Origin of the sequence: Brucella sp. BE17 (assembly GCF_039545455.1) — a bacterium.
Taxonomy (GTDB): domain Bacteria; phylum Pseudomonadota; class Alphaproteobacteria; order Rhizobiales; family Rhizobiaceae; genus Brucella.
On sequence record NZ_CP154467.1, the window covers coordinates 991,457 to 1,007,466 of the forward strand.

The following is a 16,010-nucleotide window of genomic DNA, read 5'->3' on the forward strand; positions in this document are numbered from 1 at the left end:
ATATCATGCAGGATGAACGCTCACCGCAACGACAGCCAGCCCGCAACATGGATCGCCCGCCGATGATGATGCAAGGCGAGACGGTTGTCGGCTGCATGATCGAGGAAACGCTGATCCTCGTACTCGGCATTGGCAATGCGGCAAGCGAACAGGTGAGCGCGTTTCTCAATGGCGATCCGGCGATGAGCGTGAAGACGAGCCTCGTGACATGGCCGCTGAAAGAACCTTCGCCTGCCGGAACCCATGGTTTTGTCGCCATCGTTCCGACCGGCGTATTGCGGCGTGGTGTGCTCAAAACCATCATGTTCCAGCATCGCGCCAAGGTCGCACGCTATAATTTTGCATCGCGTGCCGCTTCCATTGCCGATTTCGTCGCCATGACCGCCGACCTTTCCGGCCCAAGCCTGCCGGGCGTCATTGATGAACTGGTGGAGGGGCTGATTTCCGGCCCTATCGGGCGCAAGAAACTTGCCGCCATCACGGTTCTGTTGCAGGCGGGCGCACGCTCGGATGGCTGTATCGAACTGATTGGCGGTAGCGATGAAGGCGAGATTTTCGTGCAGGGTTGGGCGCAGGACTTGACGCCCGCCGTGACACGTCTGGTCATCAGCGGCAAGAATTCGTCGCTCGCCGAATGTGCGGTCAGCACCTTTTCCCGCTCCGATCTTGACGATCAGGCCTCAGGCTTTGCCGGTCTTCTTCTTGCCAATGAGCCAGTTGAACCCAACGAGATCGAGCGGCTTTTGTTTCGCGGACGCCGCGGCTGGCGGTTCACGGAAGTCTATGACCGTCGCCTGTTGTCAGGTGCGCGTGAGACGCCGGGGCATATCCGCGCCATCCTGCCGCGTGTGCGAAGCTCAACCGATATTCTGCTGCGGCTTCGCTCCGCCGCCAATCGGTTTGATGGTGAGGATACGGTCTCCGGCCTGCCCTTTCCGGTGCGCATGGGCATCGACAATGTGTTTCGCGTCGAAGGCAGCGGCGTGCTTGTTTCCGGCTGGCTGCTCGACCCTGACAGTCATGTCGAAAGCGTCAATCTGCGCCGTCATCGCGGTCAAATCCAGATCGACACCACATGGACCCGCATTGACCGCCCCGATGTGACGCATGAATTCGACAACAAGCCGCCGTTCAATGCAGGCCTTGATCCCAATCGCCACGCACACGGTTTTGTGGCTTTTGCGCCCGAACTTTCCGGCGACAGCACGGCACCCTTTTATATCGAGCTTGCCATCAGCGACGGCAGACGCGCCTTTTTTCCGCTGACACCGACGCGCGTGACTTCGCGTGATGCAATCATCCGCCAATTACGCGCCACCGATCCCAATGCATGGGCGTTGCGCCATATCGTCGATCAGCAATTGGTGCCGCTTTTGCGTGGTGTCAATCGCCCAGCACCTGATGTGTTCGGGGTCGAAGACCTTGGCCCTTTCGAGGACGCAATAGGTCCCGCCATTATCATCGGCGTCGATGAACGCGTCAAGGAAATCGAACCCTTGCTCGCCCTGATGGCGCTTGATCCTGAAACACGCATCGCGCCCATCGTGGTGTCGGCCGCCACCGAAATCATCGACCGCATCGGCATGCAGGTGCGACGGCTTGCCGATTTTTATCGCCTCAACATCCGCCTTGTTTCAGCGAGCGGCTCGGAAGACCTTTATGATGCGCTGGAAGTCGGCGCACGCGCTGTCACCAGCGACAACATTGTTTTTCTGGCAGGCTCGCTTTTGCCGCGCCGCGCCGGTTGGCTCAACAAGCTGGTCAGCGCCTATGACGCGCATAAGGACTGCGTGCTGTCGCCAACGCTGGTCTATGAGGATGATTCCATCCGCTGGGCCGGGACATGGGTTGCCGAGCCGCAATCGAGCGCCAGCGACCGCGCATTGATCAGCCGCTATGCCGGTTATCCGATGGCGACCGTTTCCGCCATGCACCTGACCGAAGTCGCAACCGCGACTTTTGAATGCTGCATCCTGCCGCGGGACGCGCTGTTTTCGGTCGGCGGATTTACGCGTGGCTATCTCGGCACCCATGAGAAAGGCCTCGATCTTGGCCTCAAGCTGAAACAAAAGGGCCTGCGCTCCTACTGGCTGCCGCAGGCGCAGATGCTGGGCGCGGACGATACATCCATAAGTGACAATTCATCGACAATCGCGCTGATCGAGCGCATCGACCGTCAGGTTTTCGACACCCGCTGGTCGACTATTCTGGCAGGCAGACGCACCGCCCCCATGGAGGAACGTGCATGAGCGACGAACTCCGTGTTCTGGTGATTTCCCATGCCCATCCGTCGATCTCGCTCGGCGGTGGAGAAATCGCATCTTTCAATCTGCACAAGGGGTTGAATACCATTCCCGGTGTGCAATCGGTCTATCTGGCGCGTGCAGGCCACCCGACCCCGCGCCATGGCACCACGGCTTTGATGAGCCTGCGCCGCGCCAGCGATGAAATCCTGTTTCACGCCGACGACTACGATCATTTCTATCTGTCCAACAAAAACACCGACGAAATCCGCCGCGATCTCTTGCGCTTCGTGCGCGATTTCAACCCGGATATCGTGCATTTTCATCATGTCATGGGGCTGGGTCTTGAAACGCTTTACGCGATCCGCGAGGCACTCCCCGACCGCATCATTCTCGTAACCTTTCACGAGTTCCTGTCGATCTGCAACAATGACGGGCAGATGGTGAAGGCCGGCACGGCCAAGCTTTGCAACGAAGCCTCGCCGATTGATTGCCACGCCTGTTTCCCCAACATTCCGCCCGCACGTTTTCTCAAACGCGAGCGTTTCGTGCGCGGTATGCTGGAACTGGCCGATGCGTTCATTTCGCCAAGTGAGTTTCTGGCACAGCGCTACCGCGAATGGGGTGTCAGCGCCGACAAGCTCGCGGTGATCGAAAACGGTGTTGCCATCCGCGAAGTGACGCCGCCGCGTGAACTGACCGGCCCCGATCCGCGCCGCAGCCGCTTTGCCTTCTTTGGTCAGGTCAATCCGTTCAAGGGGATCGATGTTCTGATCGATGCCGTCTCGCGTGTACCTGAACAGGTCTGGGGCGAGGATTCGCGCCTGATGATCTTTGGCGGCAATCTGGAAAAACAGCCGCCCGCTTTTCAGGAGCGTATGAAGAAGCTGATCGAGGAAGCAGGCTCGCGCGTGCGCTTTTACGGCGCGTACCAGAATGCGGAAATGCCGCGCCTCATGCAATCGGTCGACTGGGTTGTGATGCCCTCGATCTGGTGGGAAAACTCGCCCATCGTCATTCAGGAAGCGCTACATCATCGCCGCCCGGTCATCTGCTCCAATATTGGCGGCATGGCCGAAAAAATCCGCGATGGCGAGGATGGCCTGCATTTTCGTGTCAGAAGTGCCGAAGATCTGGCCGACCGCTTTACCGAAGTGTTAAGCCAACCTGCCATATGGGAGCGGTTGCGTGGTTCGATTCGCAATCCCGTGCATTATGTGGATTGTGCAAAACAACATCTTGAACTCTATAAGAGCTTACGCGCAGCAAGACCGCGCAAGGCAACACCGGCAGTCAGCGAGACTGTCCTCTCTCAGGCAAGCTAAGCATGTCTCCCAAAAGTGGGAACCGGTTTTGGGATAACGACATGCGTAGAAACAAAGATTTATTGCATATAAAGGAAGACCGTATGGCCCGTGCTCTCGTCATGATTCCCGCCGGAGAAGTGTACGATCACGACAATGTCCGCTGGTATCGTCATACCGACGTTCAGGGCAGCATCAATCATTACCACAATATCGGCGACGCTTTCGTGTTCGAGTCATCGCTCAAGCTGATGAACTTTGAAAAAGCTTCCGAGCTGCCGATCACCAATTATACGCCGGAAAAGATCGACCAGTTGCGCGAGGAATTCGACTATGTGATCCTGCGCGGGTCGAATTACGTCAACAAGGACATGAACTGGCGCGACACCATCCCCGTACTGCAACGCCTCAAACTGCCCGTCATCGCCTTTGGCATCGGTGCGCAGGCCCCTTCCAAGGGAACAATCGATCTCTCCGAAGAAACCAAGGCCGTGCTGCGCATCATCGCCGGTTCGACAACGTCCATAGGCGTGCGCGGTGCCTATACTGCTCAAGTCATGAACGATATCGGCATCAAGAATGTGCGCATCATCGGCTGCCCGACAGCCTTTCGCCGCAACAACCAGCATCTGCGCATCAAGTTGCCAGCGCTCGATACGGTAAGCAATGTCGGCGTCACGGTGCGCCGCGAAGTCTCGCCAGCTTACGCCAAAGATATCGAGCAATATCTGACCCGCCACCGCGATCTTATCAAAGCAATGGCTCAGCGTTTCGACATCACGCTGATGGCACAAGGCGAGATCGAGGAAAAAAAGATGGTGTTCGGTACAAGTGAGCAGAAGGACGAAGCGATTGCCGCACTTAAAGCGCATCGCTGGACGGCCGACTGGTATTTTGACGACGAGATCGAAAATCTCTACCGCAACAAGATGTTCTATTCCGATGTCGTGGCCGATTACGAAGAACTGGTCAAACAGCAGCAACTGGTGCTCGGTTATCGCCTGCACGGCAATCTGATGGCGCTGGCCAATGGTGTGCCGTCGATCTATTTCACCTACGATAGTCGCACGGCGGAATTTGCCGAAACCTACAATATCCCGAGCTATGACGTTTTTAGCGACAAGCCTTTCCGGCTTGAGGACTATTGGGACCAGTCGCTGTTCGACAAATATAACCGCGCATGGTTCGAGACCTATGCCGAGATGAAGCAGTTTCTCGATGAGAATGGCGTCGACAACAAGATGACCGAGACAGGCATTCCCGTGGAATCACCCAAGGTCGCGTGATCGGTCAGCTCTTTCTCGGGCGTTTGACGGCGGCTTTCGGAGCCGCCGTTTTTGCAGGCGGCGTTTCGCGCGGCTCATGTTTTTGTTCTTCGGCCAGCAATGACCACGCGGCGATGAACATGGCGGCAATCAGCGGCCCAACCACAAACCCATTGATACCGACCAGCGAAATGCCGCCGACCGTCGAGATCAGCACGACATAATCCGGAAGGCGCGTGCCTTTGCCGACCAGCGGCGGGCGCAGCAGATTATCCACGAGGCCAATGATCAGCGTACCGATCAGCACAAGGATAATACCCTTGCCCCAGGAACCACTCGCAAAAAACCAGACGGCGGCGGGCACCCATACCAAAGCTGCGCCAACAGCAGGCAATAGGGAGAAGAAGGTCATCATCACGCCCCACAAAAGAGCGGCCTCTATGCCTAACAGCCAGAAGGTCACACCGCCTATGGTGCCCTGAATGATGGCGATGATGATATTGCCCTTGACGGTGGCGCGGACAACGGCGGTGAATTTTTCGAGAAACTGCCTTGTATAATCGTCGCTTAGCGGAATGGCCTGTCTGATCCGGCGTCCGAGATCCGCACCGTCACGAAACAGGAAGAACAGCAGATAGAGCATGATACCAAAGCCGATGAGAAACTGCACCGTATTCTGCCCGAAACTGACAAGCCTTCCGGCGAAAAGCTGACTTCCCTGCAAGATGCCAGAGGAAATACGCGAGCGCCATTCAGCAAAATCACCCAGTTCAAAGCGTTTCAGCCAGTCTTCCAAAGTATCCGGTAAAAACGCGATGATAGAGTTGAGATAGCCGTTAAGATCGAATTGCCGTGTGCTGAGCCGCTGATAGAGCGAATTGCCCTCCTGCACGAGCGAGCTGAAAATGATCAGCAGCGGCATGATGACCAGACAGACGCACATCACGACTGAAAGAAACGCCGCAAGATTATAGCGGCCGCGCAGAATACGAACCAGATATTCCTGAACGGGGTAGAAAATCACCGCCAGAATGACAGCCCAGAGTACCGCCGTGTAATAGGGAATAAGCAGCCACGCGAAAGCAATCGTGACAAGCGCCAGAAGAATATAGAAGCTTACGCGCTGGACCGACATGTTTACTCTTCGTCAGGGACATTGTTGCAGGCGACGACCCTGCCCAAATCGCGCTGGTTATTCAATAGGCTATTTTAACCGTATGCCGCAAACAACTCGTGATTGGATCAGGCGACCACTTTTATGGCTTCAGACATATCTGAGGGCAATACATGCGCAAGCGCGCTTAAGAGATCGCTTTTCGTCACCACGCCGACCACATTCTCACCCTCATCTATAATGATTGCCGCAGGTGTCAACCCGTCGGTAAGAGCAGGCAGAAGCGCCAGCGCCGCATCGTCGGGCCTTGCTATGACGGCCTTTGCCATATGATCACGCAGATGAACACCTGCGCGCATCAGTCGCCGCAATCCCACCACCCCTACAAGTTTTCCGGCAGGATCAATGACCGGCAGGGTCAAGATGCGGTGGCGCAAAAGAAGATCGCGTGCAGTCTCAGTGGTATCGTTTTCGTCAATGGTTACAACATCCCGCGACATGACATCGGCACAGCTTAGATAGCCATGCGAACGCACCGTGGCCTGCAATTCGACCTGGCGTAACAGACGGCCGAGATCGTTGCGATTGATATCGAAGCTCTCATCCAGTGCATCGAGCGCCCGGTCAATATCCTCCTCGCTAAAGCCCATGCGCACCGAGGGCGGCAGATCCTGCGTCGAGTGTGCACTTTGCGGGGCCGCAACACGGTGCGGATATTGGCGGCGCGACAGACGGTGAAAGGCAATACCAAGCCCAACCAACAAGCAGGAATTCAGTCCGACCGGCACCAGCGGAAAGAGAAGCCCCCAGTCACTCACCGCCGTGCCACCAATAGCTGCGGTCAGTGCCGCGGCACCGCCCGGTGGATGCAGGCTACGGGTCACAGACATTGCGGCAATGGCCAGCGCCACGCTGAGGCCGACGGCAAGCTGCGGATCGGGGACGAAATGAACGACGGTCAGACCAACAAAGGCGGAAATCACATTGCCGCCGATGATCGGCCATGGCTGGGCGAGCGGGCTGGTCGGCACGGCGAAAAGCAGCACTGCTGACGCACCCATGGGGGCTACGATCAATGGCAGAGCCGGTCCAGCACCAAGCAAGAGCGCCGAAACGACACTGGTTAGCGCAATGCCGATCAGCGCGCCAAGACAGGCAATCGACCGCTCGCGCAAGGTGGCGCCTGCCAAAATCGGCTTGAAAAAGCGAAGCCACGGCTTTGCCGTCCGGTTCTGCCGTTGTTGAGGGGAATATCTGTTCATTGTCTCGATCAGGGTCTCGATCAGGCCGTGGGGCTGTCCGGAGCGGTCCAGCCAAAGACCTGCCACTATCCTGCCGGAAGTGTCTTCAGGCAAGCAACAGCAATCATTACGCCCGCAAGAAACAGGAATATTATTCCTAAATTACCCTAAAAACGAGAATAATGACCTCAAAAGCATTTCCAAGCCGAGCAGCAGAAGGCCGAAGAGAAACCATTTGCGAAAAACCGCCGCACTCATCCTGTTGCGCACGACCTGCCCAAGCGCCATGCCAGCCAATGCTGGGACGAGCGCAAGAAAAGAGACAAGAAAAGCGTCTCCGCCATAAGCCTGTCTCGACGAAAGAGCCAAGGCAAGCGCCACCGTCGAAACCGTAAAAGATAGTCCAAGCGCCTGCACCAGATCGTCCTTTTTAAGCCCCAGCGCTTGCAGATAGGGCACTGCGGGGATGACGAACACACCCGTCGCGCCGGTAACGAGGCCGGTTAGAAGCCCGATCAGCGGCGACAGCCAGACTTCATGCCGCGCGGGTACGTTTAGTTGCCGCGCAAAGAGGCTATGGCCCGCATAGACGACAAGGCAAAGCCCCAACAACGCCGTTGTAAGTGTGCTGTGTCCGCCGACCAGAACCGAGCCGCCCGCCACCGTTCCGATGACGATTGTAAGCATCATCGCCCAGAGGCGTCTTGCCAGTGCCCGGAAATCAGGCCCTGTAACCAATTGCCAGACATTGGTCACAAAAGACGGCACGATCAGCAGACTTGCCGCGGTCATAGGCGAAATCAGCGCGCCCAGCAGACCCATGGCGACTGTCGGTAGGCCCATACCCGTCAGGCCCTTGACGAAACCAGCCCCCAGAAATGTGAAGGCGATCATGATGATCACTGCGGCAGAATAGGTCATAGCCTCGCTATAACCAAATAATAACTTGGTAAAATGCGGAATATCCGTATTCTACCTTCGGCTTATCCGAAGGCAGAAAGGAAGATAATGCGCTTCGACCTTACCGATCTTCGCCTTTTTACGGCGGTTGCTGATGCCGGCAGTATTACCCATGGCGCGGCAGAAGTAGGCATGTCTTTGCCTGCGGCAAGCGAGCGGTTGCGCGACATGGAAACATCCGGTCAGGTCAGACTACTGGAGCGCGGGCGGCGCGGCGTTACGCTGACAGATGCTGGTGAAGCCCTCGCCCATCATGCCCGGGTCGTACTGGGGCAAGTGTCGAACATGCATGCCGACCTCATCACCCATGCGAAAGCCATGCGTAGTTCGATCCGGCTTTTGGCCAATACGGCGGCAATCACTGAACATCTGCCCGGCCCGCTCGCACGCTGGATGGCGGGTAATCCGCAGATCGATACCGACCTGAAGGAACGCCAGAGCGCGGAAATTGCGCGTGCTGTTAAAGGCGGCTTTGCGGATATCGGCATTCTCTCGGATGCAGTGGCAACGGACGGCCTGCGCCTTATCCCCTTCGCAACCGACCGGCTGGTATTGATTGCATCCCCTAGCCACACGATTGCATCAACCCGGCAGCTTTGTTTCAGCGATATCGTGACGGAACAGTTCGTGGTTTTAAGCGCTGGCGCGCTTTACGATCATATCGAAGCGCAGGCCGTACGCCTTGGCGCACGATTGAAAATACGTACGCGCCTTCGCACCTTTGAAGGGCTTGGTGAGATGGTGGCTGCAGGCGTCGGCGTCGCTATCCTTCCCGAAACGGCAGCTCGTCGCCTCAAACGGTCCATGAAAATTGCCATCATCCGCCTCAGCGATCAATGGACGATACGTCATCTTTCGCTCTGCATGCGCGAGGGCGAAGACCTATCCGCCCCCACGCTCGACCTCATCAGCCATCTTGCAAAGATTGATTAGCTTCGATGCGCACCGCCTTACGCGTGGCATGGAGGAATGCGGCAACGAACGCTATTGAGAGCAGCAGCACGATGGTTGGTGCTGGCGCGCTGTCAATGAAAAAGGACGCATAGACACCAAAGAATGACGCTACCGCTGCAATAGTTGCGGCCAGCAGCAGCATGGTGGAGAATTTCCGGGTCAGGAGAAACGCGATAGCTCCTGGCGCGATCAACATCGCAATGGCCAGAATGATCCCTACGGCCTGCAATGCGCCGACAATGGTCAGCGAAATCAGGCTGAGCAGGCCATAATGTAGGAGGTTGACCCGCAGACCCACCGCACGCGCCTGTGCTGGATCGAAGGCGTGCAGCAGAAAATCCTTCCATTTGACTGCAATGATACCTGCGGTGATCGCTGCAATCAGCCCCGCTTGCGCAATGTCATAGAGCGTTACGCCCAGCATATCGCCAAACAGGATGTGATCGAGATGCACATCGGGACGGATTTTCACATAAAGCACGAGCCCCAGCCCGAACATTCCGGAAAACACCACGCCCATGACGGTGTCTTGCTTGATGCGGCTGTTGTCCTTGAGAAAGCCGCTGCTGATCGCGCAAAACATGCCCGCCACAAAGGCGCCAATGGCATAAGGAAAACCCACCACATAGGCGATTACCACACCAGGAAAAACCGCATGGCTGATAGCGTCGCCCATCAGCGACCAGCCTTTGAGCACAAGGAAACACGACAAAAGCGCCATGGGGATCGCCACAATGACCGAAATTACAAAGGCGTTGATCATGAACTCAAATTCAAATGGCGACAGCAATGTCTCAACCAGGCTCATGGTTGCACCTCCATGGCTTGCGTTCTGACCGCGCGTCTGCGCGCAGCAATCATGCCGTGTTTAGGTGCGAAGAAGAAAGCGGTCAGGAAGATTGCCGTTTGCAGAACGACAATGATGCCTCCCGTTGCGCCATCGAGAAAATAGCTTGCATAAGCGCCGACAAAACTGGTCATAGCGCCAATGGCAACGGCAATTATCAGCAGACGCGGAAAACGGTCGGTCAGCAGATAGGCGGTCGCCCCCGGCGTCACCACCATGCAGATGACGAGAAATGCACCCACCGTCTGAAGGGCTGCAACCGTTGAAGCCGACAGCAGCGTGAAGAACATAATTTTGAGCGCGGTCGGGTTAAGCCCAATGGAACGGGCATGGCTTTCGTCGAAGAAAGTCACCATCAGGTCTTTCCATTTGACGAGCAGGATCGCCAGCGACACGAAACCGATAATGCCAAGCTGTAACTTGTCGCCCGGCGTGATCGCCAGAATATTGCCAAGCACGATGGTCTGGATGTTGACCGAAGTGGGCGAGATCGACACCATGAACAGGCCCAGGCCGAAAAAACCCGAGAAAATGAGCCCGATAATCGCGTCTTCCTTGAGTTTTGTGCGCTGGTTCAAAAACAACATGGCAGCAGCAGCCAATCCACCGGAAAAGAACGCGCCGATAGAAAATGGCAGGCCGAGCATATAGGCACCTGCCACGCCGGGAACGATTGCATGCGAGAGCGCGTCACCAATCAGCGACCAGCCTTTCAGCATCAGATAACAGGACAGGAATGCACAAACACCGCCGACCAGAGCCGAAACCCACATGGCATCCAGCATGTAGCCGTAAGTGAATGGCTCAAGGAGCACTGGAGGAATAAAATCCATCATTCCTGCGCTTCTCTCGCGCTGTCCGTTCGTGCGGTCGCCTTGCCGCCATGCATGATCAATGGACGTTCATCATCGGTGATCACGCCAATGGATGCAGGTGTGCCGTGATGTCCATCGCTGAGCACAAAATGACGCAAAACACCGCCAAAAGTTTTTTCGAGATTTTCCTGCGTAAACGTCTCACCCGTCAGCCCATAGGCAAGCACCGTGCCCTTGATCAGGATCGTGCGGTCGCAGAATTCCGGCACGGAACCAAGATTATGCGTTGAAACCAGCATGACTCGGCCCTCGTCACGCAATTCGCGCAGAAGGGTGATGATCTGCTCTTCGGTTTTGACATCAACGCCGGTGAAAGGTTCGTCAAGCAGAATGACGCGGCCGTCCTGCGCCAGTGCGCGGGCAAGAAAAACCCGCTTTTTCTGACCGCCGGAAAGTTCACCGATCTGACGCTTTCGAAATTCGCCCATGTTGACGCGTTCCAGCGCTACCGCTACCGCCTCGTGATCAATGGCTTTCGGCCTACGCAACATGCCCATATGGCCATAGCGCCCCATCATCACCACGTCTTCCACCAGCACCGGAAAATTCCAGTCCACCTCTTCCGACTGCGGCACATAGGCGACCAGATTTTTACGCAGGGCATCCTCGACCGGCATGCCTAAAATACGGATCGTACCTTTGGCAAGCCGCACGAAACCCATGATAGCCTTGAACAGGGTTGATTTACCCGAGCCGTTGACGCCCACAAGGGCCGCTATGGTGCCGGTGGGGATCTCGAAACGCGCATCGCGCAACGCCGTATGCCCATTTCTGTAGGTTACGGTTGCACCATCCACCAGAATTCCATCTTTAGAACCGGCCTTGGCATGAAGATGCCAGTCGGGTTGGGCATTCATTGGTTATCCCCTTCATCAGAATGCTAGTGTGGCTAAACTGAAATTCGTGTCACTTTGGAGCAAGGCTTCGATGGAATTTCAGATCACAGCCACACTCGTATATTACCTGCTCGCTTGCACTTGCGGGTAATCCATTAAGCGTCTTAAGACCCCGTCAGACCTTTGACGATTGTGTCGGAAGTCACACGCAAAAGATCAATATAGGTCGGCACCGGCCCGTCGGCATCGGTGAGCGAGTCCACGTAAAGTACGCCGCCGTATTTAGCGCCAGTCTCACGCGCCACTTGCTTTGCAGGAGCGGCAGATATCGTGCTTTCAGAAAAGACGACCGAAATATCATTCTTGCGCACCGCATCGATTACCTTGCGTACCTGTTGCGGTGTTCCCTGCTGGTCAGCATTGATCGGCCAGAGGTAAAGTTCCTTCAAGCCGAAATCGCGCGCCAGATAGGAGAACGCCCCCTCACTCGACACCAACCAGCGCTTGTCTTCAGGAACGCTTGCCAGTTTCTCCTTGATCGGCTCAACGGTCGCCTTGATCTTTTCCTTATAGCTTTCCGCGTTCGCCTTATAGCTTTCGGCATTGGCAGGGTCGTATTTGACAAAAGCATCGCGGATATTATCGGTATAGATCAGAGCTGCGGTCGGCGACATCCATGCATGAGGGTTTGGCTTGCCCGTGTAAGGACCTTCCGTAATACCCATCGGTTCAACACCGTCCGAGACGGTAGCGCTTGGAACATCCTTGAGGTTGTGGAAAAATTTCTCGAACCACAGTTCCAGATTTAGCCCGTTCCACAAGATAAGCTGCGCGCCCTGCGCGCGTTTTATGTCTCCTGGCGTTGGCTGGTAATTATGAATTTCAGCATCCGGCTTGGTGATCGATTCCACCGTTGCCGCATCGCCCGCCACATTGCGCGCAATATCCGCGATGACTGTAAAGGTTGTGACCGCCTTGAATTTTCCCTCGGCCGAAGCCGGTGCTACCATGAGCAGCGCCGACACCCCTGCTCCAGCCAGAGCCACAAGAAATGATCGTCTTACCCTATCAAACATAAACCATCGCCTTTTCGCTACTGATAGCCATTTGCATCTTTTGATCCAGAATGCCCTGCAATTAGGAATTATTTGCAAAACCATAACGCATATCTAGCTAGTTAGAATTGCTATTGCAAATGAATTGCAACAGAATGAAAACAATTTCTGCAAAACTCGGCAGACACTTTGTCGAATATCAAAAGTTTGGAGATCACCTGCCGTTAAACAGCATTTCAAAAATATTATTCTGTGTACCGTAAAAAGGCACGTTATTTCAAACGATTAGAGTTCCGTTCTATGTGCTTTATGCGGAACGAACAGATATTTTAGAGCATGTTGCAATCTGATTGAATAAGATCAACGCGCTAACACTTTCCATTTTAAGCATAATCATGCCGATTCTCATTTCACTCCGATGAGGTCGAGAAGAACCCGCGCTCCGATTTCACCAGCCGAACGTTTTGTTGCCATTATTCTGGCCACCGCGTCGAAACCGTCGAGTTGTGCCTGACGTGCCGAACCCGGATGCATTATCCGCTCCAGATGGCGCGCCAGCATACCAGGCCGCACGAATTCATTAAAATATTCGGGCACCACCGGCGCATCGGCAATGATATTGGGGAGTGCAGCACTCCAGATGGTAATCTTTGGCATCAGGAATTTTTTAGCGAACCAGTCGGCCTTATAGGAAAGTACAGCCGGAATACGCGACAGCGCCAACTCCAGCGAAACCGTGCCGGACGCTGCAAGAGCTGCATCGGCACGTGAAAAAGCCTTCCATTTCTCTTCGTCGCTGACCACAATCAGCGGCTTCACCGCCCAGTTGCTTGCGAGATCACGCACCATCGTTTCGATGCGCGGCAGGGTCGGAAGCACGACTTCCAGTTTTTCTACCCGTCTCGTAAGCTCTGCGATGGTTTGCCCAAAAGGCTCCATCAGCATCTCGATCTCGCTGCGTCGCGACCCCGGCAGAAGAAGAAGGGTTTTGGGGCCTGATTCAAGGCGCCGAGGTTCCCGTGCAAGCTGTGCTTCCCGTGCATGGAGGATAGGCGCATGGCTGGTCAGTCGATGGCCGACATAGGTCGCAGCCGGACCGCTCAAGCGCTGCATGACATCGACCTCGAACGGCAGCACAGTCAGGACATGATCGAAAGAAGCCCGCATGGCACGCGCGCGTTGCGGACGCCACGCCCAGACGCTCGGCGCGATATATTTGACGATCGGAATGGAGGGTGCCGCAGCCCTGATCTTTTTTGCCACGCGGTGCGTGAATTCAGGGCTGTCGATCAGCAGAACACAATCCGGCTTTTCCGCAACAATCCTGCGCGCTGTCTCACGAATGCGAAGCATAAGACCCGGCAGGTTTTTTAAAATAGCTCCGAGCCCCATAAGGGCGATTTCATGCGGATCGAAAAAACTTTTAAGCCCCCGCTGCGTGAGATGCTCGCCCCCTACCCCGACGAGGTCCACCAGCCGGTCGGTCTGGTGGCGCAACGCATCAATCAGGTCGGCGCCAAGCAAATCACCGGATTCTTCACCGGCCACGATTGCTATTTTCAATGGTCGGCTTGCGGTGTTCACCCTTGGCTTTCCTTCTTGTCGCGACTGATCGTTTCAATGAAAAGGCCATGTTCATTGGCACTGGCCAGCGTTTCGCCAAAGCCTAGAATAAACGTACGTCCCGCCTCAAGTGCTATTCCTGCCAAACCCGCTCGCTTGGCATTTGCAACCGTGGACACACCGATCGCCGGCAAGTCAGCGCGTTCGTCCTGCCTGGGCTTTGCCATTTTGACCAAAACACCGCCGCGTCTGGGGATTCGACCTGCCGCACGCAATTCAACAATTCGCTCGATCATCAGATCGGTGCCTTCAGCACCTTCGAGCGCCACCACGCGGCCTCCGACAGCAATAGCCCCTTGCCCGACATCGAGATCGCCAAGCTGAAGAGCAGCCTGCATTGCAATTTCGATGTTCCGCATTTCGCGTTTGTCGGCTTTAGTGCTCGTCAGAATACGTGCTGGAAAAGGTGCGAGCAGATCTGGAACGACCTCATGCGCACCGACTACCTTGAAACCAAAGGATTCAAGCAAGCCGATAAAGGCGCGCAGTAATGCATCATCGCCCCGTCCAAGCGCTTGCAAGACATAAGGCACGGCACGCAACGTCGGCCAATCGAGGCGCAAGTCACTGACATGCGGCCTGGAGCGAACGCCGCCCGCAAGCACCACACGCAAAACGCCTGCCGCCTTCATCGAGCGGACAAGCTTTGCAAATTCGACAACAGAAATCTCCTGATGCTCATAGTCATAGAGCACAGGATCGGCTTCATCACGCAGAGGAACGAGAAAGGGAGATTGCCCCGCAGATTTGAGCGCTTCGGCAACCTTGATCGGCAAAAGCCCGTTGCCCGCAATAATGGCGACGCGCCCACCCTCGATGGAAGGGCGCGTGCTATTTTCAGCTAGCGTCGCTGTCATAGCCTTCTCCGCCATGAACCGCATCAAGCGGCGGCGTGCAATAGGCGCGCTTGGTATCAACAGTAATGAAGGAGATCATATCGGCCACAGCCGCACTGCCGGGGATCTCGGCCAGTACATCCTGTGCCCGGTCACGCACCGGCTTGGTACGGTCAAACAGCATACGCACAGCATGACGCAGATTGTGGATTTCCTTACGCTCCATGCCCGAACGCTTCATGCCGATGATGTTGAGCCCACCCAGATGCGCATGAACACCGATCGCCATGCCGTAGGGAATGAGATCGCTGACAACGGCAGCCATACCGCCCACGAAAGCATGATGGCCAATGCGCACAAACTGATGGATCGCCGCACCACCGCCTAAAATGGCGTGGTGGCCGATGGTCGTATGTCCACCAATCATCACATTGTTGGAGAAGGTGACGTGATCACCGATATCGCAATCATGCGCCACATGCGCATAGGCGAGAAACGAACAATTGTCGCCGATCTGCGTAAAACCGCGTGCACCATCTGAACCACGATGCATGGTCACACCTTCACGGATAATGCAGTTCTCGCCGATCAAAAGTGTGGTCGGTCCACCTTTGTGCTTGTTGTTCTGCGGATCGCAACCCAGCACAGCATGCGGATACACTTTTGCGCCAGCGCCGAGTGTCGTCGCATCGGTCACAACCACATGGCTCATCAAAACTGAATTATCACCAATAACAGCGCCGGACTGGATATGGCAAAAAGGGCCGACAGACACGCCCTGCCCCAGTTGCACGCCACTTTGGACAAGCGCTGTGGGATGAACGAATGTTTCTTTTACAGAATTGTTCACTTCAAAA

General features: G+C 55.7%; 14 protein-coding genes. 4 read left to right on the plus strand and 10 right to left on the minus strand.

Features of this window, described 5'->3' with window-relative positions; genetic code table 11:
• Positions 1-5 precede the first annotated feature (5 nt).
• The 3 genes from AAIB41_RS04805 (at position 6) to AAIB41_RS04815 (ending at position 4,833) form a co-directional block, all read left to right on the plus strand.
• Entirely contained in the window at positions 6-2,249 is a 2,244-nt protein-coding gene (locus tag AAIB41_RS04805; protein WP_343314482.1) for a hypothetical protein, read from the plus strand.
• Positions 2,246-3,568, plus strand: coding sequence for a glycosyltransferase family 4 protein (locus AAIB41_RS04810; protein WP_343314483.1), 1,323 nt, complete (start codon positions 2,246-2,248; stop codon positions 3,566-3,568). Before AAIB41_RS04805 ends, AAIB41_RS04810 begins: the two co-directional genes overlap by 4 nt.
• A gap of 83 nt (positions 3,569-3,651) precedes the next feature.
• Positions 3,652-4,833, plus strand: a complete 1,182-nt coding sequence (locus AAIB41_RS04815) for a polysaccharide pyruvyl transferase family protein (protein WP_343314665.1) — start codon at positions 3,652-3,654, stop codon at positions 4,831-4,833.
• A gap of 4 nt (positions 4,834-4,837) precedes the next feature.
• Here the strand turns inward: AAIB41_RS04815 and AAIB41_RS04820 are convergent, their stop codons facing one another.
• The 3 genes from AAIB41_RS04820 to AAIB41_RS04830 all read right to left on the minus strand — a co-directional run bounded on the left by AAIB41_RS04820 (position 4,838) and on the right by AAIB41_RS04830 (position 8,088).
• Complete coding sequence (locus tag AAIB41_RS04820; RefSeq protein ID WP_343314485.1) at positions 4,838-5,947, minus strand: AI-2E family transporter; 1,110 nt, start codon at positions 5,945-5,947, stop codon at positions 4,838-4,840.
• Positions 5,948-6,054: 107 nt separating this feature from the next.
• Positions 6,055-7,188, minus strand: a complete 1,134-nt coding sequence (locus AAIB41_RS04825; protein ID WP_343314486.1) for an HPP family protein — start codon at positions 7,186-7,188, stop codon at positions 6,055-6,057.
• A 141-nt stretch (positions 7,189-7,329) separates the two neighbouring features.
• Complete coding sequence (locus AAIB41_RS04830) at positions 7,330-8,088, minus strand: sulfite exporter TauE/SafE family protein (RefSeq protein WP_343314487.1); 759 nt, start codon at positions 8,086-8,088, stop codon at positions 7,330-7,332.
• Between the two features lie 87 nt (positions 8,089-8,175).
• Here AAIB41_RS04830 and AAIB41_RS04835 point away from each other — a divergent pair, with 87 nt between their 5' ends.
• Positions 8,176-9,060 carry a LysR family transcriptional regulator gene (locus AAIB41_RS04835; RefSeq protein ID WP_343314488.1) on the plus strand — a complete coding sequence of 295 codons (885 nt, stop codon included), beginning with the start codon at positions 8,176-8,178 and terminating at the stop codon, positions 9,058-9,060.
• On the opposite strand, the gene AAIB41_RS04840 is transcribed toward AAIB41_RS04835, so the two are convergent.
• From AAIB41_RS04840 to lpxA, 7 genes are all read right to left on the minus strand, one after another.
• On the minus strand, positions 9,035-9,889 hold the full coding sequence (locus AAIB41_RS04840; protein WP_343314489.1) for a metal ABC transporter permease: 855 nt from the start codon (positions 9,887-9,889) through the stop codon (positions 9,035-9,037). The genes AAIB41_RS04835 and AAIB41_RS04840 overlap by 26 nt on opposite strands.
• Entirely contained in the window at positions 9,886-10,752 is an 867-nt protein-coding gene (locus AAIB41_RS04845; protein WP_343314666.1) for a metal ABC transporter permease, read from the minus strand. Before AAIB41_RS04845 ends, AAIB41_RS04840 begins: the two co-directional genes overlap by 4 nt.
• A gap of 8 nt (positions 10,753-10,760) precedes the next feature.
• Positions 10,761-11,660: a manganese/iron ABC transporter ATP-binding protein gene (locus tag AAIB41_RS04850; protein WP_343314490.1), complete on the minus strand. Its 900-nt coding sequence runs from the start codon at positions 11,658-11,660 to the stop codon at positions 10,761-10,763.
• 143 nt (positions 11,661-11,803) lie between these two features.
• Complete coding sequence (locus AAIB41_RS04855; protein ID WP_343314491.1) at positions 11,804-12,715, minus strand: metal ABC transporter substrate-binding protein; 912 nt, start codon at positions 12,713-12,715, stop codon at positions 11,804-11,806.
• A 384-nt stretch (positions 12,716-13,099) separates the two neighbouring features.
• Entirely contained in the window at positions 13,100-14,278 is a 1,179-nt protein-coding gene (lpxB, locus tag AAIB41_RS04860; protein ID WP_343314492.1) for a lipid-A-disaccharide synthase, read from the minus strand.
• Entirely contained in the window at positions 14,275-15,189 is a 915-nt protein-coding gene (locus tag AAIB41_RS04865; RefSeq protein ID WP_343314493.1) for an LpxI family protein, read from the minus strand. Before AAIB41_RS04865 ends, lpxB begins: the two co-directional genes overlap by 4 nt.
• Complete coding sequence (gene lpxA / locus AAIB41_RS04870; protein ID WP_343314494.1) at positions 15,155-16,003, minus strand: acyl-ACP--UDP-N-acetylglucosamine O-acyltransferase; 849 nt, start codon at positions 16,001-16,003, stop codon at positions 15,155-15,157. The genes AAIB41_RS04865 and lpxA overlap by 35 nt, the downstream gene beginning before the upstream one ends.
• Positions 16,004-16,010 lie beyond the last annotated feature (7 nt).